The organism is Thiomonas sp. (genome assembly GCF_034007205.1).
Classification (GTDB): Bacteria; Pseudomonadota; Gammaproteobacteria; order Burkholderiales; family Burkholderiaceae_C; genus Thiomonas.
The window spans coordinates 1-24,839 of sequence record NZ_JAVERI010000026.1 but is presented as its reverse complement, the minus strand read 5'-3'; the positions used below and the strand labels follow the sequence as shown (position 1 = coordinate 24,839).

At 63.9% G+C, this 24,839-nt stretch carries 19 protein-coding genes and 1 CRISPR repeat array; of the genes, 7 read left to right on the top strand and 12 right to left on the bottom strand.

Annotated elements, in window-relative coordinates; translation table 11 throughout:
* Positions 1-36 precede the first annotated feature (36 nt).
* Positions 37-2,265: a CRISPR direct-repeat array (repeat unit 29 nt; unit sequence GTGTTCCCCGCTCGCGCGGGGATGAACCG).
* Between the two features lie 170 nt (positions 2,266-2,435).
* The 5 genes from RBR52_RS14600 to rfaE2 all read right to left on the bottom strand — a co-directional run bounded on the left by RBR52_RS14600 (position 2,436) and on the right by rfaE2 (position 4,642).
* A complete protein-coding gene (locus RBR52_RS14600) occupies positions 2,436-2,819 on the bottom strand; it encodes a hypothetical protein (RefSeq protein ID WP_320378010.1) in 384 nt (127 codons plus the stop codon).
* A 34-nt stretch (positions 2,820-2,853) separates the two neighbouring features.
* Complete coding sequence (locus RBR52_RS14595; protein ID WP_320378009.1) at positions 2,854-3,252, bottom strand: phage holin family protein; 399 nt, start codon at positions 3,250-3,252, stop codon at positions 2,854-2,856.
* 11 nt (positions 3,253-3,263) lie between these two features.
* Positions 3,264-3,566: a DUF883 family protein gene (locus RBR52_RS14590; protein WP_320378008.1), complete on the bottom strand. Its 303-nt coding sequence runs from the start codon at positions 3,564-3,566 to the stop codon at positions 3,264-3,266.
* A gap of 90 nt (positions 3,567-3,656) precedes the next feature.
* A complete protein-coding gene (locus tag RBR52_RS14585) occupies positions 3,657-4,148 on the bottom strand; it encodes a hypothetical protein (RefSeq protein ID WP_320378007.1) in 492 nt (163 codons plus the stop codon).
* Complete coding sequence (gene rfaE2, locus RBR52_RS14580; protein ID WP_320378006.1) at positions 4,145-4,642, bottom strand: D-glycero-beta-D-manno-heptose 1-phosphate adenylyltransferase; 498 nt, start codon at positions 4,640-4,642, stop codon at positions 4,145-4,147. Before rfaE2 ends, RBR52_RS14585 begins: the two co-directional genes overlap by 4 nt.
* Before the next feature lie 163 nt (positions 4,643-4,805).
* Here rfaE2 and RBR52_RS14575 point away from each other — a divergent pair, with 163 nt between their 5' ends.
* The 3 genes from RBR52_RS14575 to RBR52_RS14565 all read left to right on the top strand — a co-directional run bounded on the left by RBR52_RS14575 (position 4,806) and on the right by RBR52_RS14565 (position 8,147).
* Positions 4,806-6,218: a chloride channel protein gene (locus RBR52_RS14575; RefSeq protein ID WP_320378005.1), complete on the top strand. Its 1,413-nt coding sequence runs from the start codon at positions 4,806-4,808 to the stop codon at positions 6,216-6,218.
* A 210-nt stretch (positions 6,219-6,428) separates the two neighbouring features.
* Positions 6,429-7,706 carry a molybdopterin-dependent oxidoreductase gene (locus RBR52_RS14570; RefSeq protein ID WP_320378004.1) on the top strand — a complete coding sequence of 426 codons (1,278 nt, stop codon included), beginning with the start codon at positions 6,429-6,431 and terminating at the stop codon, positions 7,704-7,706.
* 15 nt (positions 7,707-7,721) lie between these two features.
* Positions 7,722-8,147: a sulfide dehydrogenase gene (locus RBR52_RS14565; protein ID WP_320378003.1), complete on the top strand. Its 426-nt coding sequence runs from the start codon at positions 7,722-7,724 to the stop codon at positions 8,145-8,147.
* 15 nt (positions 8,148-8,162) lie between these two features.
* Here the strand turns inward: RBR52_RS14565 and RBR52_RS14560 are convergent, their stop codons facing one another.
* Complete coding sequence (locus RBR52_RS14560; protein ID WP_320378002.1) at positions 8,163-9,194, bottom strand: isocitrate/isopropylmalate dehydrogenase family protein; 1,032 nt, start codon at positions 9,192-9,194, stop codon at positions 8,163-8,165.
* A gap of 105 nt (positions 9,195-9,299) precedes the next feature.
* On the opposite strand from RBR52_RS14560, the gene RBR52_RS14555 reads away from it, so the two are divergent.
* Complete coding sequence (locus RBR52_RS14555) at positions 9,300-9,758, top strand: LapA family protein (RefSeq protein ID WP_320378001.1); 459 nt, start codon at positions 9,300-9,302, stop codon at positions 9,756-9,758.
* Between the two features lie 196 nt (positions 9,759-9,954).
* Here RBR52_RS14555 and RBR52_RS14550 read toward each other — a convergent pair whose 3' ends face one another.
* The 5 genes from RBR52_RS14550 to RBR52_RS14530 form a co-directional block, all read right to left on the bottom strand.
* Positions 9,955-12,306, bottom strand: coding sequence for a thioredoxin domain-containing protein (locus RBR52_RS14550; protein ID WP_320378000.1), 2,352 nt, complete (start codon positions 12,304-12,306; stop codon positions 9,955-9,957).
* Complete coding sequence (locus tag RBR52_RS14545) at positions 12,306-13,574, bottom strand: multifunctional CCA addition/repair protein (RefSeq protein WP_320377999.1); 1,269 nt, start codon at positions 13,572-13,574, stop codon at positions 12,306-12,308. The genes RBR52_RS14550 and RBR52_RS14545 overlap by 1 nt, the downstream gene beginning before the upstream one ends.
* Positions 13,575-13,667: 93 nt before the next feature.
* On the bottom strand, positions 13,668-14,264 hold the full coding sequence (locus RBR52_RS14540; protein WP_320377998.1) for an exosortase H-associated membrane protein: 597 nt from the start codon (positions 14,262-14,264) through the stop codon (positions 13,668-13,670).
* A 9-nt stretch (positions 14,265-14,273) separates the two neighbouring features.
* Positions 14,274-14,780, bottom strand: coding sequence for an exosortase H (gene xrtH / locus RBR52_RS14535; protein ID WP_320377997.1), 507 nt, complete (start codon positions 14,778-14,780; stop codon positions 14,274-14,276).
* Positions 14,781-14,833: 53 nt separating this feature from the next.
* On the bottom strand, positions 14,834-18,208 hold the full coding sequence (locus RBR52_RS14530; RefSeq protein WP_320377996.1) for an IPTL-CTERM sorting domain-containing protein: 3,375 nt from the start codon (positions 18,206-18,208) through the stop codon (positions 14,834-14,836).
* A 285-nt stretch (positions 18,209-18,493) separates the two neighbouring features.
* On the opposite strand from RBR52_RS14530, the gene RBR52_RS14525 reads away from it, so the two are divergent.
* A complete protein-coding gene (locus RBR52_RS14525; RefSeq protein WP_320377995.1) occupies positions 18,494-21,013 on the top strand; it encodes an EAL domain-containing protein in 2,520 nt (839 codons plus the stop codon).
* Positions 21,014-21,303: 290 nt separating this feature from the next.
* Here the strand turns inward: RBR52_RS14525 and RBR52_RS14520 are convergent, their stop codons facing one another.
* On the bottom strand, positions 21,304-22,977 hold the full coding sequence (locus RBR52_RS14520; RefSeq protein ID WP_320377994.1) for a long-chain-fatty-acid--CoA ligase: 1,674 nt from the start codon (positions 22,975-22,977) through the stop codon (positions 21,304-21,306).
* A gap of 246 nt (positions 22,978-23,223) precedes the next feature.
* Between RBR52_RS14520 and argB the strand changes: the two genes are divergently transcribed.
* Together argB and RBR52_RS14510 are read left to right on the top strand one after the other, a co-directional pair.
* A complete protein-coding gene (gene argB / locus RBR52_RS14515) occupies positions 23,224-24,138 on the top strand; it encodes an acetylglutamate kinase (RefSeq protein ID WP_320377993.1) in 915 nt (304 codons plus the stop codon).
* Positions 24,139-24,400: 262 nt separating this feature from the next.
* Entirely contained in the window at positions 24,401-24,757 is a 357-nt protein-coding gene (locus RBR52_RS14510) for an ATP-binding cassette domain-containing protein (protein ID WP_320377992.1), read from the top strand.
* Positions 24,758-24,839 lie beyond the last annotated feature (82 nt).

Here is a 24,839-nt window from a genome sequence, read left to right as displayed (position 1 = left end):
ACCGTGGTCGAGCGCGCCTACGCCAAACGCATGCAAGTGTTCCCCGCTCGCGCGGGGATGAACCCCGAAACCCACGCTCAGGAATTACGCCATGCCCGTGTTCCCCGCTCGCGCGGGGATGAACCGTGGTCGAGCGCGCCTACGCCAAACGCATGCAAGTGTTCCCCGCTCGCGCGGGGATGAACCCCGAAACCCACGCTCAGGAATTACGCCATGCCCGTGTTCCCCGCTCGCGCGGGGATGAACCGTTGTGTGGCCACGTCCTGGCCGGTGTTGCGCACGTGTTCCCCGCTCGCGCGGGGATGAACCTATTTGATTTCATTCACAGTCCACGCCTACCACGTGTTCCCCGCTCGCGCGGGGATGAACCGCCCGCAACGAAGCGCTCGATTGCCTGGTGTACGTGTTCCCCGCTCGCGCGGGGATGAACCGACGCCATCAGCCTGTCGCTCATTCACAGCTTCGTGTTCCCCGCTCGCGCGGGGATGAACCGCGGGCGCAGAATTCCTACCCGTGGCGAGGATGGTGTTCCCCGCTCGCGCGGGGATGAACCGCCAGGCGGCTGACGCCGCGAATCTGCCCGATGGTGTTCCCCGCTCGCGCGGGGATGAACCGTCGAATCCCTTGGGCAGGTCGCTCAGGCTCACGTGTTCCCCGCTCGCGCGGGGATGAACCGCCACGGTTATTGCGCACACCCACGCCGCAGATGTGTTCCCCGCTCGCGCGGGGATGAACCGGCTCGGGCCTGCAGATCGACGACATAGCGCGGGTGTTCCCCGCTCGCGCGGGGATGAACCGCCGTGGAGCGCGAAGTGCAACTCGGTCAAACCGTGTTCCCCGCTCGCGCGGGGATGAACCGGCATGGGCGATCCGCTCAGCGCTACCACGCACGTGTTCCCCGCTCGCGCGGGGATGAACCGCAGCAGCACCGACAGCGAGCGAACCTAAATAAGTGTTCCCCGCTCGCGCGGGGATGAACCGCGGTGAATGACTCCAGGCTGCCGCCTGAGTCAGTGTTCCCCGCTCGCGCGGGGATGAACCGTATTTAGAGCCAGTGGTTCGGGTGGTGTCCGCGTGTTCCCCGCTCGCGCGGGGATGAACCGGCTACTCTCACCTTCTCGCGCCGGCCTTCAACGTGTTCCCCGCTCACGCGGGGATGAACCGCCACCGCCACCGCAGCCGACCAGCTCGCCGCCGTGTTCCCCGCTCGCGCGGGGATGAACCGAGCGCGACGCGCATCTGTTCGCCGAGTTGAACGTGTTCCCCGCTCGCGCGGGGATGAACCGATCAACGCGCTTTCAGCAGAAGGAAAGGCAGAGTGTTCCCCGCTCGCGCGGGGATGAACCGGTGAGGGAGTACCAGTGGGATAACACGATGTAGTGTTCCCCGCTCGCGCGGGGATGAACCGACAGCCGCCGCTTCGCGGGTTACGCGGACAACGTGTTCCCCGCTCGCGCGGGGATGAACCGCATCAGCCACGCTGAGCTATTCCGGCGTAACGTGTGTTCCCCGCTCGCGCGGGGATGAACCGCCACCGATCAGGCGATCAAGCTCGGCGCGGCCGTGTTCCCCGCTCGCGCGGGGATGAACCGGTTATGAATACCACCTCTCCTCCCTGCCTGAAGTGTTCCCCGCTCGCGCGGGGATGAACCGGCAGTTGAGATGATGGTCAGCATTGACCGGGGGTGTTCCCCGCTCGCGCGGGGATGAACCGACGACGCCGGGCGCGATCTGCTCGCGCTGCTCGTGTTCCCCGCTCGCGCGGGGATGAACCGCCGAGCCGCTGGAATGCGGCTCACCGACTGGAGTGTTCCCCGCTCGCGCGGGGATGAACCGAAGGATCGCCCATCAAAATCCCCGGCATCGGCGTGTTCCCCGCTCGCGCGGGGATGAACCGGCGCAACATGGTTTGCGACGCACCGCAACATGGTGTTCCCCGCTCGCGCGGGGATGAACCGCGCTGCCCGGCGCCATGCAGGCAGCGGCCCGCGTGTTCCCCGCTCGCGCGGGGATGAACCGCCCGGCACGCCTGCGCTCAGCGAAGAGCAGGCGTGTTCCCCGCTCGCGCGGGGATGAACCGTCGCGCTGATTGCTCTTGTTGCTGGTGTTTATGTGTTCCCCGCTCGCGCGGGGATGAACCGTCTGGTACAGGGTCATGGCGTCGAGCGCCCAGGTGTTCCCCGCTCGCGCGGGGATGAACCGTCGGCCCGTTTGGCCGCTTCATTTGGCGATAGTGTGTTCCCCCGCTCGCGCGGGGATGAACCGTTCAACGGTTGGCCAAACGCGCCTTGCGTTTGAAGGGAATCGTTCAGATCAGTTCGAGGCGACGCTCGATGCGCTCTGCGCCATCCTCGAGCCGGCCCACGGCGTGGCGACCCTGAACGATCTCGGCACAGTTCGTCGACTCATCGTACCGGGTAGCGTGCGCGACGCATTCAATGCGACCGCTCTCGGCGCAGAAGCTGCGCCATGCCGTACACCGCGCCAGCGGCCAGGCCCAGTTTGGCAAAGCGTCCGAACAATAAGCCGAGCAGACGCCTGCGCAGCAGCATCGATACGACAGAGCCCAGGATGGAGCCGACGTAGGGATGACTGCGCGTGAAATCGAGCAGACCCAGCAGCGAGCTGGCCGGATTGAGTGCACCGCGCAACGAACTGGACAAGGCCCGTCTGACGAGCCGACCGGGTTGAGCCCGTTCGCGGAACTGCTCCGCCGCCTGAATGAACTCCACCCGCTCGACGGCGATGCGTGCGACCAGCAATTGCTTGCGCACCGAGGCGGGCAACTGCTTGGTGAAATCGGCTGAAGGCTGGGTCATGGCCATGACGGCTGTCAGTGACAGAAGGCGCGGTTCAGGTGCGTGAGCGCCATATCGCGGCGTCCTTGGCCAGTTCGGCGCGGGAGGTGGCGAACGGCGCAGGGGCCTGCCTGATGGCGGCTCGTATCCGGTAGATGCAATAGGCGACCACGGCGATGTCGAGCAGGCAGAGCAAGGCCAGCGCCAGCCAGTGGCTGCGATCCCAGAACAGGATGACGAGCAGCGCCGTCAGGCTGCCCAAGGCGAGCAGGCCGAACAGCACGACCACCGTGCCGAGCACGAGCAGACCCACCAAGCGCTGACGTTCTTCGGCCAGTTCGATGCCGGCGAGCTCGATGCGGCTTTGCAGCAGCGCGGCAGCGCTGCCGAGCAAACGCTGCCCGGCGGCGCCCAAGCCTTCGGACTGCCCGGGTTGCGCGTCGTCGCTGGCCATGCCGTGACGACTCAGCGGCTGCGGTTGATCAGCAGGCCGATGGCCAGACCCAGTGCGGCGGCCATGCCGATGGCCTTCCAGGGATGGTCGTGCACATAGTCGTCGGTGGCCTGTGCCGCGGCCTTGCTGCGCTCGACCACGGCGTCCTGCAGGTCTTGAGCCTTCTCGGCAGCCTGGCGCAGGAGTTTCATGCCTCGGCGCTGCAGCTCTGCAGCTTGTTCACCACTGCTGGCGGCAGCCTGCTTGAGCAATTCTTCGGCGTGGTCGATGACGAGTGCGACATCGGATTTGATTTCTTGGACAGACTTGGTCATGGCAGACTCCAGGAGGGGGAAACTTGAATCGCTATGAGACATGGTAGCCTGCAACGCGGGGTTACAGTTGATCCGCTGCAAATGCGCCGATCAAGGCCGCAAGGCGGCGATCAGGCGCTGCGGCTGCAAGAACAGATCGAGCGCAGCGAGGATGCCGGGGGCGACGAGTTGCGCCGCAGTCAGCGTCAGCGCATGCGTGCATTCCGGCCCGAGCACGGCGATGCCCAGGGTGGCGGCGCGCAACATGTCCACATCGTTGCGTCCGTTGCCCACGGCGGCCACTCCGCCCGCGCCCTGCAAGGCGAGAACGCGGGCGGTTTTGTCCGCCCCGGTGAGCACGATGCTGTAGCGCACCGGCAGGCCGGCCAGCGTTTGTGCCACGGTGCCGTAAGTATCGCCGGTCAGCACCTCGACCTCCAGCACCTGGCTCAGCGCCCGCAGACGCTCGGCCACGCCGTCGATCAGCGCGCCGTTGCAGGCGAGGGTGCCGTTGAAATCGAGCAGCAGGTGGCGCAGGCTGAGTCTGCTGGCGCCGGGAATGGCGACAGACAGGCCGGGCGGCGCGGCGTTGATTCCGCTCACTGGACTACCCTCCTCGCTGCGCTCGACTCCCGGATGCGCTGCACCAGCGCGGTGGTGGAACGGCCCTCGACGAAGGCAATGGCCACCGCGCGGCCGCCCCAGGTCTGCACCAGCGCGGTTTCGGCCAGAGTCGCCATGTCGTAATCGCCGCCTTTGACATACACATCGGGACGCACGCGCTCGATCAGGTTCAGCGGCGTGCGCTCCTCGAACAGCGTGACCAGACTGACGCTTTCCAGCGCGGCGAGCACGGCGGCACGATCGTCCTGCGGGTTGAGCGGGCGCTCCGGCCCCTTGCCCAGCAGCCGCACCGAGGCGTCGGAATTCAGCCCCACCACCAGACTGGCGCCCAGCGCGCGGGCGGCGGCGAGGTAAACCACATGGCCGCGGTGCAGGATGTCGAACACGCCGTTGGTGAACACCAGCGGCCGAGGCAGGTCGGCCAGCCTGGCGGCGAGTTGCTCTGAAGACACGATTTTGTCGAGAAAATGCATGGGCAGAGCTTAGCGGCTGCATGCAGGGAGGCGACCTGCGACCGTGTTCACCTTTGTTCACGCCTGAGCCTATCGCAAGCCGATATGATTTTGATCAATTCAAATGCTTTAATTCATCGATTGCCCTGCATGTCCAGAGCATCGAGAAAGTGAGTCTGTCGCCGTGACCTCCGCATTGCTCGGCCGCCTGCGTCTGTTCTGGCAGAACATCGATCCGATGGTGCCCATGACCCTGGTCGGCGCCGCGGTGGGTTTCATCGCCGCAATCGCCGTCGAGGGATTCCGCCAGGCGATGTACGCGATCATGCGGCTGTATTCCGAACAGGAACATCTGGTGGCCGCCGCCGCGGGGCTGCCGCTCTGGGCGCGGGTGCTCATCCCCACGGCAGGCGCCACGCTGGGCGGGCTGATCATGTGGGCGGGGCACCGCTGGATCAAGCGCCCGCGCGGGCCGGAATACATGGAGGCGGTGCGGGTGGGCGACGGCGTGCTGCCGCTCGGCCCCAACCTCACGCGCACGCTGTCGTCGCTGCTGGGCGTGAGCAGCGGCATCACCATCGGCCGCGAAGGCACCATGATCCAGTTCGCGGCGCTGGTGTCGTCGCTGCTGGGGCGCATCGGCAGGACGGATGCGGCGCACCGCCGGCTCATCGTGGCCTGTGGCGCGGCGGCGGGTTTTGCCGGGGCGTATCACGCGCCGATTGCGGGCACGCTGTTCGTCGCCGAGATCATTCTGGGCGGTCTGGCGCTGCGCGAGATCGCCGCCGTGCTGGTGGCGGCGGTGATGGGCGAACTCACCACGCAGGCGCTGTTCGCCACCGGGCCGCTGTATCTGGCGCACGCCATTCCGCTGGTGGGCTTTCCCGATCTGGTCGACGCGGTGTTCATCGGCGTGATCGCCGGGCTGCTCGGCCCGGCCTTCCTCTGGCTGCTCGACACCGCACGCAAGCGCTACCAGCCGCTGATCAATTTTCTGCCGCTGCGCATGGGTCTGATGGGCCTGCTCATCGGTGTGCTGTCGATGATCCGCCCCGAGGTCTGGGGCAATGGCTACAGCGTGGTGCAGTCGATGCTGGTCGACCATTGGGCGCTGTCCACGCTGATGCTGGTGTTCGTGCTGCGCATCATGGCTGTGACGGCGGCGAGCGCCGCGGGCATTCCCGGCGGCGTGCTCACGCCCACGCTGATGCTCGGCGGCGCCATCGGCCTGATCGTGCAGCACACCCTGCTGCTGGGCGATGCCACGCATGCGCAGGCGCTGTGGGTGCTGGTGGGCATGGGCAGTCTGCTGGCGGCCACCACGCACGCCCCGGCCATGTCGGCCATCATGGTGTTCGAGATCACGCGCAACTACAACGTGGTGCTCGCGGCCATGCCCGCCTGCGTGGTGGCCTCGGTGATCGGCAGCCTGCTGCGCGAGCGCTCAGTATATGCCGAGGCGCTCGGCCTGAAGGAAGGTGCCAGCGACAGGACCTCGTTGTTCGACGCCATCACCGGGCGCCAGCGCAGCGCAGCGATCGTGCGGCCCGGCGAAAACGAAGGACCGCCGCCGCTGGGTCCGGACAAGGTCGATTGAGTCGCCCTGCACCCGGACTACGCCGCCAGGTGCTGTTCATTCATGCGGTCATCACCGGGTCCGGCTTCAAAGCGGGCAGCGTGACCTTTCCGAGCGATGCTCCCTGTTGTATGAAACCCCCAATGCCCAGGTGTTCAGGTTTGGTTAAGTTTGTTGCACAACGCAACGGCCGCGCCCGCAAAGCGATGGCCCCAACCCGAGGAGAACTTGATGGATCGAACCCTGCATCGTCGCGAATGGCTGACGCTGGCTGCCGCGAGCGCCGCAGCGCTGGTTGCGCGCCCGGCCTGGGCCGTGGTCGCCGCGCAGGCCGAAACCCCGCTGCAGAGCTTCACCGGGCCGGGCGCCAATCCGTACTGGAACAGCGTGGGGCCGTATGTGACCTATCCGCAGAAATCGCCGCTGCTGCGTCTGACCGACCGCCCGATTCAGCTCGAAACGCCGCGCGCCTATTTCCGCAGCGCCATCACGCCCAACGAGGCGTTCTACGTACGCTATCACCTGCCCGACATTCCCAACGCGGTCGATCTCAAGACCTGGCGGCTGGAACTCACCGGAAATTTCAAGCGGCCGCTGCAGTTCAGTTTCGATCAGCTCCTGCGCGAGTTCCGCAGTGTGGACCTCGCCGCGGTGAACCAATGCTCGGGCAATTCGCGCAGCCGCTTCCAGCCGCGCGTGCCCGGCGGGCAGTGGGGCAACGGCGCGATGGGCAATGCGATGTGGACGGGCGTGCGGCTGCGCGACGTGCTCGCCCGCGCCGGCATCGAGAAAGGCACGGTGCAGATTCAGTTCGAGGGCCTCGACCACGGCCCAGGCCCGGCTGGAAAAGGGTCGCACCGCTTCATCAAGTCGTGGGACGTGCACGAGCCCGTCCTCGACGAAGCCATCATCGCCTACGCCATGAACGGCGAGCCGCTGCCCATGCTCAACGGCTTTCCGGTGCGGCTGGTGATGCCGGGCAAGTTCGCCACCTACTGGACCAAGCACCTCACCCACATCCGCGCGCTCACCGAGCCGGACACCAACTTCTGGATGAAGCCTGCCTACCAGATCCCCGATACGCCGGGTGGCAACACCACCCCGGAAGACCTCAAGGCGGGGAAGGTGAAAATGGTGCCCATCGGCCATGTGAACATGCCGGTGCGCTCGTTCATCATCGACCCGGACGACAGCGCGCCCGTGGTGCAGGGCATGCCCACGGTGATCCGCGGCATTGCCTTCAGCGGCATGGGCGGCATCCGCAAGGTCGAGGTGTCCACCGACGGCGGCCAGACCTGGAAAGCGGCCAGGCTCGGACGCGACCTCGGTCGCCATTCTTTCCGCGAGTTTGAACTGGTGTGGAAGCCCGAGCTGCCCGGCCTGCAAACCCTCGCCGTGCGCGCCAGCGACACCGGCGGCCATGTGCAGCCCGACAGCGGGGTGTGGAACCCCGGCGGCTATCTGTGGAACAAGATCGAGCGCCAGCAGGTGCTCGTGCTCGGCGCCTGAACGGGAGGACTCATCATGCACAAGACCTTCACCCTCCTCACCCTCATCACCGCTGCGGGGCTGGCACTGCCCTCGGCGCTGGCCGAAACCCCGCGCCCCGGGCTGTTGAGCTCGGGCGACTATGCCGCAGGCCCGCTGGGCTCGGAGCTGCAGCCCGCGCGCGCGCAGCCGGGCAACGGCACGGTGTATCAGGTCGGCAAATGGCCCACCTACACCGCCGAGCTGGCCGCCGGCCCCGGGCGCGACACCGTGCTGGGCAACTGCAGCATGTGCCACAGCGTGACCTACATCACCATGCAGCCCCCGCTGCCTGCGGCCACCTGGGAAGCCGAGGTGCACAAGATGATCAACACCTTCGGCGCTCCCATCCAGGAGGCGACGGCCAAGGAGATCATCACCTATCTGCAGACGCACTACACGCCAGACACCCGCAAGGAGTGACAGCATGACGCAGCGTCAGCCGTTCTTGATGCGGCTGACGATGGCGTCGGTGAAAGTCTGGGTATTGGCCTTGCCGCCCAGATCGCCGGTACGGATGTGGTCGACATTCAGCGTATCGGCAATGGCCTGACGCAGCCGGTTGGCCTTGTCGTGCAGATCGACATGATCGAGCATCAGGGCCGCGGCCAGCATCAGCGCGATGGGGTTGGCGATGCCCTTGCCCGCGATGTCGGGCGCAGAGCCGTGCACCGCCTCGAAGATGGCGGCGTCGTGCCCGATGTTGGCGCCGGGCGCCATGCCCAGCCCGCCCACCAGTCCGGCGGCCAGGTCGGACAGAATGTCGCCGAACAGATTGGTCGTCACCAGGGTGTCGAACTGCCAGGGGTTGATGACCAGCTTCATGCAGCAGGCATCGACGATCACGTCACCCAGTTCGATCTGGTCGGCATACTTTTCCTTGTGCAGCAGGTAGGCGGTTTCCAGAAAGATGCCGGTGAGCGCCTTCATGATGTTGGCCTTGTGCACCACCGTGACCTTCTTGCGCCCCAGCGCGATGGCGGTGCGGAAGGTGTAGTCGAGGATGTTGCGTGCACCCTGCCGCGTGTTCACCCCGGTGGCGATGGCCACCGCGTGCGGGTCGCCGTCGATCGGGATGTAGTGCTCGTAACCCATGTACAGCCCTTCCACATTCTCCCGAAACACCAGCAGGTCGATGTTGTCGTAGCGCCCGCCGGGAATCAGCGTCTTGGTCGGACGCATATTGGCGTAGAGCTTGAAGGCCTCGCGCAGGCGCACATTGCTGGAGCGATAGCCGCCGCCAGAAGGCGTTTCCAGCGGCCCCTTGAGCGCCAACCGCGTGGTGCGGATGCTCGCCAGCGTGGCCGCGGGCAGCGGGTCGCCCGCCGTCTTCACCCCGCCCAGACCCGCCACCTGCGAGTCCCACTCGAACGGCGCTTCCAGCGCGTCGAGCGCGGCCAGCGTGGCGTCCATGATTTCGGGGCCGATGCCGTCACCGGCGATCAGGGTGGCGGGAATGCTTTTGCTCATGGGGAAGTCTCCAGTGGTAGTCCAAGGCTCTCGCTAGCAAAGCGCGTGCCGTCGAATGGATGCACCTAAACTGTAGCGAACCCATTCGACAACAAGGGAGCGGACATGAATTTTCGCAGCGGGCTGGTCATCGTCGTTCTGGTGCTCATCGCCATTTTTTCCGCACTGAACTGGAGCGTGCTGATGGCACCCACCGATCTGTCGCTGGGCTTCACCACGGCGAAGGCGCCGCTGGGTCTGATCATGCTCGGCCTCATCGTGGTGCTGGCCGCCGTGTTCCTGATCTACATCGTGGTGCTGCAGGCGGCCATGATGAGCGAATCGCGCCGCGTCGCCAAGGAGCTCAAGGCACAGCGCGAACTGGCCGACAAGGCCGAAGCCTCGCGCTTCGAGGAACTGCGCCAGTTGCACAGCAACGATCTGGACAGGCTGCTTGCGCGCGTCGATCAACTCGACCGCGAACTGCGCAGCGCCATCGAGGCCAATGCCAACGGACTGAACGCCACGCTGGGCGAGATCGACGATCGGCTGCAGCGCGTTGGGGCACCGTGGCCGCCGAACTGACCCCCCTCCCGCCTCCCCCACGGCGTGGGGGAGGTGAGATCACTCCCTCCCCACTCGTGGGGGTGGAGGCGGAAAAGGCAAAGCCAACTGCTTGGCTTTGCCCCGCCGGAACGGGACTGGCTTGCAAGCCAGTCACTGGACGGGTTGGGGTGGGCATCCCCCTCCCGACCTCCCCCACGGCGTGGGGGAGGTGAGATCACTCCCTCCCCACTCGTGGGGAGGGTTGGGGTGGGGATGGCGCAGGCGCAGCGATGGGCAACAGGCTTGGCGCCAGGCATGCACTTGCGTTGCAGGCCTGCACCCGCAGCGCCAGCCGCTTGCGCTGGGCGTCGGTCAATGTCGGCAGTTGCAGTGTCGCCCACCCCTCCCATACGGCGATGCCCTGCGGCGCGAACGCCGGTCGAAAGATTTGCGGCGGCGGATAACGCACCCCGGCAAGCGTCTGCCCGTCGAGCAACACCGTGGTGGCGATCAGATTCGGCGCGGAAGCCGGATGCGCGTTGATGTGGAACCCCGGCGCGATGTGCAACTGCAGCGCATGGCCGCCCGCGCCGTGCTGCCACAGCACCTTGACCCGATCTGACGAGCACGCCCCCAGAGGCAGACCGGCGCAGTCCGCAGGTCGCTGCTGCTCGGGCGGCGTCGAAGCGGCCCAGACCGCGCGCCCCGCGGCGCCGCCCAGGGTTTGCAGCAGATCGGGCCAGTCCAGCGGGCGGGCGGCAACCTGCAGCGCCAGCCCCCGCAGCGCGCGCCGCGCCGCCTCGGCCCATTCGGCCTCGCCGCTGCGCTGCGCCAGATCGACCAGCACCGCAATCGCCGCACTCTGCCCGGAGGGACGCTGCACATCGCCCTGCAGCGGGACGGGAAAAGGCAGGGCGTGCGCCTCGGGAGAAGAGCGCAGGCTGCCATCCGGCGCAGCAAACCGCTGCAGCATCGCCGTGGCCAGCTCGCTGGCGCGCCGGTTCCAGCGGGCGTCGTGCTGCACGCTGGCCAGCGCGAGATAGGCGCGGGCGAGTTCGGCGTAATCATCGAGAAAACCCGGATTGCCCGCGCGCCCGCCCGCCCATTGGTGCACCAACAGGTGCTGCTGCGGGTTCCAGGCGTGCTGCCACAGCCAGTCGGCAGCACGCACCGCGGCATCGAGCAGGCGGGCGTCGTCCAGCATCATGCCGGCCTGCGCCAGCGCGCGGATGGCCAGGGCGTTGTCGGCGGTGACGATCTTGTCGTCGCGCCGGGGCTGTGGGCGACGGTGGCGCGCAGCCAGCAGCGCGCGGCGCTCTGGCGCGAGTTGCTCCAGCCGCTCGGTCAACTCGCCTGCGCGCAGCAGCCGCTCTGCCACGTCGCGCTGCTGGCGCAGCACACCCGCTTCGACGCCGGGGCGCAAGGGTGTGAGCGCGTAGAGCCCAAACCACGCCTGCGCCCGCGGCTGGCCCAGCACGGCATCGATCTGCGCCTGGGTCCACAGATCGGTCGCGCCTTCCACCCCGCCGGTTTCGGCGGCGATGGCGGTGGCGAACACGCCCTGCCCCAGGCGCAGCTCGCGCAACAGGAAGTCGGCGGTACGCTGCGCGGTCCAGCGCAGATCGGGCAGACCGGTCTGCGCGTAGGCCCGGGCATAGACCGCGAGCAACTGGGCGTTGTCCGACAGCATCATCTCGAAATGCGGCAGCGACCAGCCGGGATCTGCCGCATAGCGGCGAAACCCGCCGCCGAGCTGATCCATGATGCCGCCCTGCGCCATCGCCTGCAGGGTGAACACGGCGGCATGCGCCGCGTCCGGGCGCCCTGCCGCGCGGCGTGACAGCAGCCAGTTCAGCAGCGGCGGCTGCGGGAAACGCGCCGCGGCGGTGGTCGAGGCAAAGCCGCCGTCGAGGGGGTCGAAACGCTGCAGCGCCTCGGTCTGCGCGCTCTGCATCCAGCGCTCGGGCTCGATGGGTGCCGACGCCTCCCCCGCGACGGCTGCGGCCTGCATCGCCCGCGCGATCTGCCCGGCGATGCGCTTGACCTCCGCTTGGCGCTGCGTCCAGTTTTTGTGCAAGGTCGCCAGCAAGGTGGGAAAGCCCTCCTGCTGCGCCGTCGTCTTGGGCGGGAAATAGCTGCCGATGTAGAACGGTTGCAACCCGGGGGTGAGAAAGACGTTGTTCGGCCAGCCACTGTCGTGCGCCATGATCTGCCGTGCCAGCATGTAGATGTGGTCGATGTCGGGCCGCTGTTCGCGGTCGACCAGCACATTGACGAACCAGCGGTTCATCAGCGCAGCGATCTGCGGGTTGCGGTAAAGCTCGCGCTGCGCCACATGGCACCAGTAACAGGCGGAGTAGCCGATGGACAGAAAGATGGGCTTGTTCTCGCGCCGCGCCTTGTCCAGCGCCTGCTGCCCCCACGGATACCAGTTCACCGGATCGTGGGCGTGTTCCAGCAGGTAGGGATCGTGCGAGGCGGCGAGCCGGTTCGTGGACATCGACTGAGCCGCAGCCCCGCCAGCCCCCAACACGCCCCAGGCGGCGGCGCAAAGCAGCAGCGCACCGAGTCGTTGCAGCGCACGCATCAGCTTTGCGCTGTTGACGTCAGCACGCGCGCCACCGCCTGCTCGCGCGCAGCCTGCACCGCCTGCGCGATGGCTGCGGGCTTGCCGCCCGATTGCGTGACCCGCTGCGCAATCGCTCCCGCATCAACGCGCTGCGCCGCCTCCAATGCAGCCAGGAGCCGCGCGCGTTGCGGATAGGGCCGCTGCGGGAAGTCGCCGCCGCGCCCGCGATGATCGGCTTCGCAGGCCAGAAGCACCTGCGCGAAGCGTTCAGGGCGGCGCAGCGCGTCGCAGCGCTGCAGCAGACGCAGCGTGGCCTGCGCGCCCAAGCCCAGACAGCGGTGGATATTGCCGTGCTCGGCGGCGACCACCGCCGCCAGCTCGGCGCAATCGGTCGGCACCCGCAGCCTTCGCGCCACCGCCGCCGCCAGCGCCACGCTGCGCTGTTCGTGGCCGATGTGGCGCGGCAAGACATCCTCGGAGGTCGTGCCCTTGCCCAGATCGTGCATCAGACAGGCCCAGCGCACCGCCAGCGGCGCATCGAGGGCAACGGCGGCCTGCAGCACCAGCATGACGTGCACGCCGGTGTCGATCTCGGGGTGATAGTCGGCGCGCTGCGGCACGCCCCACAGACGGTCCAGCTCCGGTATCAGGCGTGAGAGCGCGCCGCAGTCGCGCAGCACGGCGAACAGGCGCTGCGGCTGCGGCTCCATCAGCCCGCGCGCCAGTTCCTGCCACACGCGCTCGGGCACCAGCGCATCCACTTCGCCCGCTTGCACCATGCTGCGCATCAGCGCCATCGTTTCAGGCGCGACGGAAAAATCGCCGAACCGCGCGGCGAACCGCGCCAGCCGCAGGATGCGCACCGGATCTTCGACGAAGGCATCCGACACATGGCGCAACACCCGGGCCTGCAGATCACGCTGGCCACCGTAGGGATCGATGAGCGTGCCATCGGCCGCCTGCGCCATGGCGTTGATGGTCAGATCGCGGCGCAGCAGATCCTCCTCCAGCGTGACCTCGGGCGCCGCATGCACCACAAAGCCAAGGTAACCCGGCGCCGTCTTGCGCTCGGTGCGCGCCAGGGCGTATTCCTCGTGCGTTTGGGGATGCAAAAACACCGGGAAGTCGCGTCCCACCGGCAGAAAACCGGCATCGATCATCTGCTGCGGCGTCGCCCCCACCACCACCCAGTCGCGATCCCCATGGTCCCGCCCGAGCAAGGCATCCCGCACCGCCCCGCCGACGACGTAAACCTGACCGGGGAAAGGGTTGAGAGAAGAGGTCATTTCGGGAAACGAGTGTACGGCCTTGCGCATACTGCCGCACACGCTCTGACGAGTTGATTGCTCGGTCAATCAATAAGGCGAGCGCCGCCAGAATCATTCTTCAATATGGTCGTTCTCTGACTTGCCTGTTGTTATTATTGAAAAAACCAAATCTCGCACAAAGCGCTGCTCGAGCCAAAGCCACAGCATCACCGCACTCAAAGGTGGCGCAACCATGATCATAAATTCGAACAATATAATAATAATATTGAATTTTGTGGCACCCAATATCAATAACCCAGATTGGACATAGACCGCATGGAGAAATTCAATCGAAATTCCTACGGATTGAGGAATCAAAAGCAAGGAAGTTGCCAAGATCGTCTTCAGAATAATTCGATCTGCATCAGAAGCAAGGAGCAGAGCCACGATGAGCGGCCATCCAATGCCGTAGGTCACAAAATTTGCCCTGACCGCCAAATCGGCAGCATGTCCGTTTGTTGCAGTGAAATAATGCAGCGAGGTGAACAGAATGAAATTATGTCCCACCCAACGCACTTCTTCGGCCCATGCAGGAAACAGAGCGGCGACTATCCCCTTGGTGAGCAGATAGACAGGCGCCATGAACAAGGCACTCGAGACATACCAGCACGCCAACCAAAACAAAAACCAAAGAATTGTCTTGATGGCGAAAACGCCAATTCCGTCCATATCACGGCACTACCTTGCTTGAGAATCCAGAAGAATTTTACCCTTCTGCGCAAGGCGGCGAATCCAGATCAGCCAGACGACAAGCACATCCACCATAATCAGCGCCTGCCAAAGATACCGATGGGCAAATTCAAATGCCCAATGATCCCATTGAGCGAGATAAAAGAGGCTGATGATGCGCACGAGATTGACTGTCTGCACCGCAAGTGTCCCAGCGACCGCACCAGAGAGTCGCTCTTTCCAATACGTCGGGAAACTGAACATGCCGGCAATCAGCAGACCACATGCCTCTACCGCATTGCAGCCCGAAAGAATCGTGACTCCAACTCGCGTCACATCGTTAATGATCATGTTCTTGACCACCACGATGTGAGGATGAACAAGGGTCAACAGGCCGCCGCTGATCGTGGCAAGAAAGTCAGTCCAAGGTAAAACAAGATGACGATGGATGTACGGCGTGAAATCGAGTGCGAAAAACACGCAGAAATACAGGGAAAATAGCAGGGGGTAGCGCACACGAGGTGAAATTCGCCTCATGTGCACCATGATCTTGATCCCCGAATTCTCAATCAGATCTTCCTGCGGCCAAAATACCAAAGTCCCGTCAGCGACATAAACAAGCCCATGATCAACATACCCCACTCCGAGACCGTGGGTATGGCATTCGAGTTGGCAACCTTGGATTGCACCGAGGCAGAGTTGTTACCCAAATTCGGGTCTCCTGGCGCATCCACTTTGGCGGTGTTGACAATGGGAGTAGCGCCGTTGTAACTGGCGGCCACTTTAGCAGTGACCTCAAAATCCTGGGACGTTCCAGACGGTATTGATCCAAGATTGCAGGTCACTGTGCCCGCGCTATACACGCACCCGCCCGTTGCAGAAACAAACTGCAGATTACTGGGCAAAGTATCAACGACTTCGGCGCCCTGGCTCGCTGCTGGCCCATGGTTGGTGACATGGATTTGATAAACGGCGGTTGCTCCGGCAGTCAGATAGCCGCTTGCAGGCGAGGTCAATGCTTTGGTGATGGCCAGATCCGCGTTCGATGAGGTACGGTAGGCCGTGGTGTAATCCAGCACCGAGTTATTCGCCATCGTGGTTTCAGTGAGATCGCCCTTCACACTAGCATGGCTGATTTCCGTACCCGACAATGCACCGGATTTGGTGATGGCATCTGCTTTGGCCTGATAGGTAATAGTAGCGGTTTGTCCTTGATCAAGGGTCGGAAATGTGCACACAACCTGGCCACTCGTCGCCCCAACCGCAGGTGCTGTACAGGTGCCGCCTTGATCCACGGTCAGGCCGCCCGCGTAACTGAATATTGCGCTTTGCTGCTGCGTGTCGTCAGGGAAGACATCGGTCATGACGACATTCGTGTCTTGCGAAGGGCCGGCGTTACGCACAGTGATGGTGTAGGTCGTGTTTGCACCGAGCGCCACAGGGTCCGGGGTATGGCTTTTGGTAATGCTCAAGTCCAGTTGTGCCGGAGTGACCGGTGTCGATGTACTCGCTGAATTGTTATTCAGATTCGATTCCTTGGTGGTCGTCGTCACGGATGCATTGTTGGTGACTGTTGTACCGGCCGTCGTCGGACGAATCTGATAGGTGACCGTGTATTGGGCACCGCTGGGAATGCTCGTCCAATTGCAAACCAACTGACCTCCACTGGCTCCCGCTGCAGGGGCAGTCGGGCAACTGCCGCCATTCGACACGTTGGAAACCCGGATGAAGGTCGCCCCGACAGGCAGGTTATCGGTCATCGCGACCGCCTGCGCCGTAGAGGGACCGTTGTTCTTGACGGTCACCTGGTAAGTCAAGGGCGCACCAGCGGGCACGGAACTCGGAGTCGCCGTTTTCGTCAATGCCAGATCGACGACCGCAGTCACCGTGCTGTTGGCCGTCGCCGTATTGTTGGACTGAACTGGATCGCCCACATCGGACGAGTAAACGGTGGCCGTATTCGATCTCGTACCTGTCACTGCAATACTGGGAAGCACCGTGATGACGACCGTAGCGCTGGCTCCAACGTTGAGCGTACCCAGTTGGCACTGGACATTTTGATCGTCCCCGTTGGCTGGAGCCGCCGGCGTGCAGGCGCCTTGCGTCGTCGTTACCGACTGCAGTCCGCCATTGGCAATCAGGTTGCTCAGCTTGTCGCTCATGACGACGTTGGTCGACGCATCCGGCCCATTGTTGGTCACCGTGATGGTGTAGGTCAGCGGTTGCCCCGCGTCGACGTTGCCGCTTGCCGTTTTGGAGATTGACAAATCCGCACTGGTACTGCTCGCCAACACGCTGACTGAGCTGGAATTGTTGTTGGCGTTGTCATCCGTCGGACCGGTACCCGACAAGGCGACTGTTGCCGTATTGGTTGTCGATCCGGCTGCCGTCAGTATCACCGGAAGGTCAATCCCAGGCGCCGTCCCGTTCACGGCCAGAGGCCCAGGCATGGTGCAGGTCACCGTCACTGGCCCCGCCGCTGGAGTCGCTGGGGCTGAGCATGTCCAACCATTGCCTGATGGTGCACCCGTCAACGTAATCCCTGTCGGGATATTGTCTGTGACGGCAATGGTTTGCCCGGATGCGACGGGCAAAGGCCCGTTGTTGACCACATACAGACCATAGTCGAAACCCTGACCCACGACGACGGGATTCAAAGATGCGTATTTTCCGATGGACAGGTCTGCGGTATTGCTCGATGTAATGTTGATGGTCGCGCTATTGTTGGCGGGAACAGGATCAGGCTCGGGAGCACTGATCGAAACATCAGTGCTCAGCGTTCCGGCTTGAGTGGCCTGTGCCTGATAGGTGATCTGCGGCATATTGGTGTAGTTGCCGCCGGTGTAGGGCCCTTGACGAGTACACGCGAAGCCTTGCCCCGAATCTTGACAAGTCCATCCACTTCCACTGGCCGACCCTGAAACATAGGTCAACCCGGTACCCGGCGTGGCGATGACGGTGATCGTTTGATTGCCCGTTGAGCCCGGCGCAACACCGCCATTGAAACGCGGTGTCAAGGTATAGGTCGCAGTGCCATTGAGCGCCACGGGATTCGGGCTTGCGCTGCCTGTGATCGAAACGTCAGAACCAGTCGAAACATCAACCGTTACGGATGCGGTATTGTTATTTGTATTTCCATCCGGCATCGCATTTCCGTTGGAATCCTTAGCCGATGTTGAAAACGCCGCAGCGAGCGAGCCCGTTTGATTGGCGACTGCCTGCACGGTCAACCCCGAACTGGTCGCACCATTGGCAAGCGCTGCCGCAGTACAAGTGATGGTTCCAGAACTCAGCGGATACCCTGAACTAGGGGTGCAAGCCCATCCGGACCCCGAAACTTGATTGATCGTCGAACCCGAGGGAACCTGGAAACTGATGGAGATCGACCCGCCCGAACTGACATCGTCCGGCCCGTTGTTTTTCACGCTCAAGTTGTAGGTGAAGGGCTGGCCCGCCACAACCGTCGTCGACGAAGCGCTGGCATTCATCTGCAAATCGGCCGCAGCGTAGGCCGTCGTGCTCTTGGCGATATCGGTGTTGTTGCTTGGATTAGGATCGGTGGCCGTCGTCGTACCGGAAATGGTGTTGGTGTAAACACCATCCGTCGGCAAAATGACCTGAATGGTGGTCGTCACACCCGTCGTTCCTGCTGCTATGTCCGGCAAGGCACAGTTCACCACCCCGCCACTTTGGCTACAGGTTCCTGCGGAGGTCGAAACGCTAACAAACTGCGCTCCACTTGGCAGCGTGTCGGTCAAGGCCACACCGGTCGCCGTGTCCGGACCAGCGTTGGTCGTTGTGATCGTATAAGTGAAAGTACCGCCTGCAGGCCCCTGAATCGGACTGACGTTCTGATTGGTCACCAAATCGGCGTCAGCCGCGAAGGCGGCATTGGAAAAGGCGAAGAGAGCTGCAAGGATGAGTAGTGATGAGAAGAAACGCATCTGTCCCCCGGATTGAATTGATTTGCCATGCAGCTCGTCTGCTGTCTTGTATTCACCTGAAAGTCCGCCAAATTTTAGGGATCATTATTCAGATCGGGCTGGATCTGATGATTTTTTACATTTCCGCCGATTGACTTTTGTATCGATCCGGCGGACCTTGCGCCCGCAGGCGCCGCGCTTGCTTTAGACTTTATAAATCAGCGCGATGCGATATGAACTTGATCTGCGGATGATCCAAACGCATCGCACCCTGCCCGCAGTCTTCACACATCGATCTTCCAAAGAATGGGGCAAGACCAAACTTCGCCTTGGGCGCAATCCTGTTGCCAGGACCTTGCACGGTGGGCGGAGCACTTGCCGTTGATGGCGTCGTGTTTCGATGCGCAGAACCGCCTGCAGTATTGCAACTCGGCGTATGCGAACTGGCTGGGCAAAACGCCGCAGGCGCTGCTGGGACAGCCTTTGGCGAGCCTGGTTTCGGGGCCGACGCTGCAGATGATCACGCCCCATGTCGAGCGGGTGCTGCTCGGCCAGAGCACGCAGTATGAGCGCCAGTCACCGTTCGATGGCCACCGTGCCGCCAACTGGCTGCAGGTGCGGCTGGCACCGTTCCCGCCCGACGGGCAGGGCAAGGTGCAGGGCTATTTCTGCTTCATGCAGGACACCACCCGGCTGCATGCCAGCGACACCTCGCTCGATCTGCTGCGCACCAGCCCAGGGCTGACGGTGTGGGAACTCGATCTGCTGACCGGACAGTTGCACGCCGAGCAGAACTGGCTCGACGAAGCGCACCGCTTCGAGCCCAAGACCTTCACCCTTGCCGAATGGATGGGGCATGTGGCGCCGGCCGATCTGCCCGCGCTGGAGCAGGCCATCGCCCGCATCGGCGCGCCCGGCGGGTTTGTGCAGACGGTGGAAACGCGCTTCATCCGCGCCGACGGCAGCACCGTGACGACGATGAACCACGGCATGGTGCGCGAACGTGCAGAGGATGGCTGCGCCACACGCATCTTCGGTCTGACCTGGGACATCACCGAACTACGGCAGACGCAGACGCGGCTGCATCGCAGCGAAAGCCGCTTCCGCATGCTGGCGGAGCTGTCCAACGAATGGTTCTGGGAGTCCGACGCCGACGGCACGCTGACCCATATCTCGCGCAGTTCGCGCCGCACCGAAGAGTCGCCTCTGGCGGCCTTGAATCTGGTGGGACATGACCTGAACGCGCTGTATCCGGGGCAGGAGTTTTCGCCGGAATGGGCGCAATTGCGCTTTCTGATGGAGGAGCATCAGGATGTGCACGATCTGGTCGTCCCGTTTCGTCTGGGGCCGGACCAGGCGCTGCTGTGGTGGCGCATCGACGCGGCGCCGATCATCGACCCTCTGGGCCTGTTCCAGGGCTACCGCGGTGTGGTGCGCGACGTCACCAAGGCGCATCAGGCCGAAGAGAAACTCGAACTCGCCGCCTACCGCGACGCGCTCACCGGCCTGGCCAACCGCACCCTGTTCGAAAAGCATGTCGAAGACGCCATCGACGTCACCCCGCCGGGGCAGTGCTTTGCCGTGCTGTTCATCGGTCTGGACCGCTTCAAGCTCATCAACGACGCGCTGGGGCACGCCGTGGGCGACCAGGCGCTGATCGAAACCGCGCAGCGCCTGGTGCAGCTCGCCCGCCCCAACAACACCGCGGCGCGCTTCGGCGGCGATGAATTCCTCATTCTGGCGCGCGATGCGCACGATGCCGCGCAGGCCATGCGCCTGGCCGCGCTGGTGCAGGACGCGCTCGGCGAGCCCTTCGAACACGGCGGACGCTCGCTGCAGTTCAGCGCCAGCATCGGCGTGGCCGTGTTTCCGCAGCATGGCCGCACCACCGCCGAGCTGATGGGTCACGCCGACGCGGCGCTGCACGAATCGAAAGTGCGGGGGCGCAACCGCGTGGAGTCGTTCTCGGTGGCGCTGCAAACGCGCATCGAACGCCGTTCGCAGCTCGAAGAAGAGCTGCGTGCGGCCATCGCCCAGCGCCGCTTCGAGGTGAACTTTCAGCCCATCTGGGCGCGCCGGCAGAGCGTGCTGCTGCACGACGAATCAGCCAGCCTCGAAACCCTGCGCCGCGCCTATGGGATCAGCAGCTTCGAGGCCCTGGCGCGCTGGACGCGCGGCAACGGCGAGCGGGTGCAGCCCGACGAATTCATTTCCATCCTCACCGACAGCGGCCTGCTCGACCGCTTCGGCCCGGTGATGATGTCCATCGCCCTGGAAGGCTTCGCCCGGCTGCGCAAGGAGCAGGGCTTCGAGGGCACGATGGCCTACAACGTGTCGCCGCGGCAGTTGCACGTCAATGCCTGCGTGCCCTGCGTGTACGAGGCGGCGAACGAGTATGGGGTGCCGGCCGATCGGCTGATGCTCGAACTCACCGAGAACGTGGAGATCGAGCACAACCCGGAACTGCTCGCCGTGCTCGACTCGTTCCGCAAGCTGGGCGTGCAGCTCTCGCTCGACGATTTCGGCGCGGGTTATTCCAATCTGGGCTATCTCCCCCGGCTGCCGGTCTCGCAGATCAAGCTCGACCGCGCCATCGCCGCGGGAGTGAGCACCGACCGCTTCAAGGCGGCGATCGCCCGCGCCACCCTCACCATGGCGAAGACGCTGGGTCTGGAAGTGGTGGCCGAGGGCGTGGAGTCGGTCGCCGACCTGCTGTGGATGGAACGCGCGGGCTGCCCGCTGATTCAGGGCTGGGTGTTTTCGCGCGCACTCAATGTGCAGCAGGCGCTGAACCTGCTGCGCGAACTGCGGGAAGAAGACCGCTGAGCACGATGCTCCCCCTCCCGACCTCCCCCAGCAAGTGGGGGAGGTGAGAACAGCGCTTCGCGCTTCCTTCGGATGCCCCTCCCGACCTCCCCCAGCAAGTGGGGGAGGAGAAAACAGCGCTTCGCGCTTCCTTCGGATGCCCCTCCCGACCTCCCCAACAAGTCCGCGAAGGCGCAGATCGACTCCCTCTCCCTCCGGGAGAGGGTTGGGGTGAGGGCTCGCACGCCAAGGCGAAAAAAGCCAAGCCAACGGCATGGCTCGACCCCGCCGCAAAACAAGCCGCCCCCCGCTCACTCCGCAGGGCGAAGCTCGCGCCGCAGAATCTTGCCCACCGGCGTCTTGGGCAGTTCGGTGCGGAATTCGATGTGTTTCGGCCGCTTGTAGCCGGTGAGCTGCTCGTGCAGAAAGTCGCGCAGTTGCGCCTCGGTCAGCGCCGGGTCTTTTTTCACGATGAACAGCTTGACCGCCTCGCCCGAATTGGCGTCGGGCACGCCCACGGCGGCGGCTTCGAGCACGCCGGGGTGCATCATCGCCACGCCTTCGATCTCGTTGGGATAGACATTGAACCCCGAGACCAGGATCATGTCCTTCTTGCGGTCGACGATGGTCACATAGCCGCGCTCGTCGACCACGCCCACGTCGCCGGTGCGCACGAAGCCCTCGGCAGTGAAGGCCCGCGCGGTTTCCTCCGGCCGGTTCCAGTAGCCGCGCATCACCTGCGGGCCGCGCAGCGCGATTTCACCCGGCTGGCCCAGCGGCACTTCACGGCCGTCGTCGTCCACCAGTTGCAGCTCGGTGGACGGAATCGGCATGCCGATCGTGCCGCTGTAGCGGTCGGTGTCGGTGGGGTTGCAGATCGCCGACGGCGAGGTTTCCGACAGGCCGTAGCCCTCGCAGATGGGGCAGCCGGTGCGCTCCAGCCAGCGCCGGGCCACGGCCTCCTGCACCGCCATGCCGCCGCCTACGCTGAGCATGAGCGTGCGCCAGTTCACCTTGTCGAAGTCCGGGTGATTGAGCAGACCGTTGAACAGGGTGTTCACCGCGGGGAAGGAATGCACCTCGTACTTCGCCAGTTCCTTGAGCGTGGCCGCCAGGTCGCGCGGGTTGGGGATGAGGATCATCATGCCGCCCTCATAGGCGCTGAGCATCATGATGACGGTGAAGGCAAAGATGTGATAGAGCGGCAGCGCGCAGATGGTGTTCAGTTGCTTTGCTTCTGGCAATTGCCTGAGCGCCGGGGCGTACCAGGCGGCGGATTGCAGGATATTGGCCACGATGTTGCGGTGGGTCAGCGTGGCGCCCTTGGCCACGCCGGTGGTGCCGCCGGTGTATTGCAGCAGCGCCACGTCTTGCGCCCCCACCTGCGGCGGATCGAAGGGCAGAGCCGCTCCCTGGTCGAGCGCCGCCTTCCATGACACATGACCCGGCAGCGACCAGCGCGGCACCAGGCGCTTTTTGTGCCGCACCACATAGTTGACGATGGCGCCGAGTGGAAAGCCCAGCGTTTCGCCCATGTTCGCCACGATCACATGCCGCACCGCCGTGCGGTCGATGACCTGCTGCAGGGTGTGCGCGAAGTTTTCCAGAATGATGATGGCCGCCGCACCGCTGTCCTTGAGCTGGTGCTGCAGTTCGCGCGGGGTGTAGAGCGGGTTGACGTTGACCAGCACCAGCCCCGCGCGCAGCACGGCGGCGACGGCCACAGGGTATTGCGGCACATTGGGCATCATCAGCGCCACGCGGTCGCCTTTTTGCAAGCCGAGCGACAGGAAATAGGCCGCCAGCGCGGTGCTTTGCGCCTCCCACTGCGCATAGCGGGTCTTGCGCCCCATGAAGGCGAAGGCCGGACGTTCGGCGTAGGCCTTGAAGCTGCGCTCCAGCAGCTTGCCCACATTGGAAAAAACGTCCGGATCGATGTCCGCAGGCACGCCTGCGGGATAGTTCGCCAGCCAGATCCGCTCCATGAACTGTCTCCTGCTCTGTTCTGAATACAACACAACCGGGAAAAGCACGCCCGTTCGATTTTTTTGAAACATAGCCGATTCGGGGCATTTCGGCTAGCAGCCTGTCGGACTTGAGGATCGTCGGCTGCAAAAACTGTCCTCGCCGGGGCCGTTTTTCGCTATCGACGCCCCAAGTCCGACAGGCTCCTAGAATTGCGCACCGCAACATTGCCCCCGCCCATCTCCCTTTCACGACCAAGGTTCACCATGACCGCCGACACATCCACCGATTTCCCCGATCTGTCGCATATCGCCCCCCGCGAGCAGGCCGAAATCCTCGCCCAGGCCCTGCCCTATATCCGCAAGTTTCACGGCAAGACCCTGGTCATCAAATACGGCGGCAACGCCATGACCGACCCGGCCCTGCAACAAGACTTTGCCGAGGACGTGGTGCTGCTCAAGCTGGTGGGCATGAACCCGGTGGTCGTGCACGGCGGCGGCCCGCAGATCGACGAGGCGTTGAACCGCGTGGGCAAGAAGGGCGCTTTCGTGCAGGGTATGCGCGTGACCGACGACGAGACCATGGAAGTGGTGGAATGGGTGCTGGCCGGGCAGGTGCAGCAGGACATCGTCGGCCTGATCAACCACGCCGGCGGCAAGGCGGTGGGTCTGACCGGGCGCGACGGCGGCCTCATTCGGGCACGCAAGCTGCGCATGCGCGACCGGGAGAATCCGGAAACCGAGATCGACGTCGGCCAGGTGGGCGAAGTCGCGGCCATCGATCCCGCGGTGGTCAAGGCACTGCAGGACGATCAGTTCATCCCCGTCATCTCGCCCATCGGCTTCGGCGAGGATAACGCCTCGTTCAATATCAACGCCGACGTGGTGGCGGGCAAACTGGCCGAAGTCCTGCGCGCCGAAAAGCTGCTGCTGCTGACCAATACCCCCGGGGTGATGAACAAGAAGGGCGAGTTGCTCACCGATCTCACCGCGCACGAAATCGACGACATGTTCGCCGACGGCACCATTTCCGGCGGCATGCTGCCCAAGATCGCCTCGGCGCTGGAGGCGGCGAAATCAGGCGTCAACTCGGTGCACATCGTCGATGGTCGCATTCCGCACGCCATCCTGCTCGAAGTGCTGACCGAGCAGGCCTTCGGCACCATGATCCGGTCGCATTGACCCCCTGCCCGGGCAAGAACCGGCGCAAGATCAGTCCGCCGGGAATCTCAACCGCAACCGAAACAGCCGCATTCTTTGCGGCTTTTTTTGTTTTTTGCCGCTGAACAGTGAACGAACTGACCGTTTTAGGCACATCGTCACGGCATCACGGGCATTTTAGTAAATTGTCCCGATCATGCCCGATTATTTGGATGATGATTTATTGATTAATGCAAAATAATCATATATAATAGATATCCTTTTACAGGGAAAAATTATAAAGATGACAGATAATCCACAAACCCATCCAAAAATAAGCATTCAATCCGTCAGCAAAATATTTGGCAAGCACGCCAATAAGGCCATTGATCTTCTGAAAAATGGCCTTGGAAAATCGAAAGTCCAAGCGGAAACTGGGGTGGTTGTGGGTGTTCACGATGTCAGCCTGGATATTTATCCCGGTGAAATTTTCGTGATCATGGGATTATCTGGAAGCGGAAAATCTACCCTGCTTCGCCTCATCAATCGACTACAAGACCCGACGGTCGGCAGAATTCTGGTCGATGGCGAAGACGCCACTGCCATGAGCCTCAAGGGCCCTTCGTCGTTTAGTGTGGAATGCAACAATCACAATGGTTGATGGTGGTCGGGGCCGGTGGACATGTGGGCAAGGCGCGAAGCGGCTTGTCCACATGTCCACCGGGCGGCATTGAATGGATGAA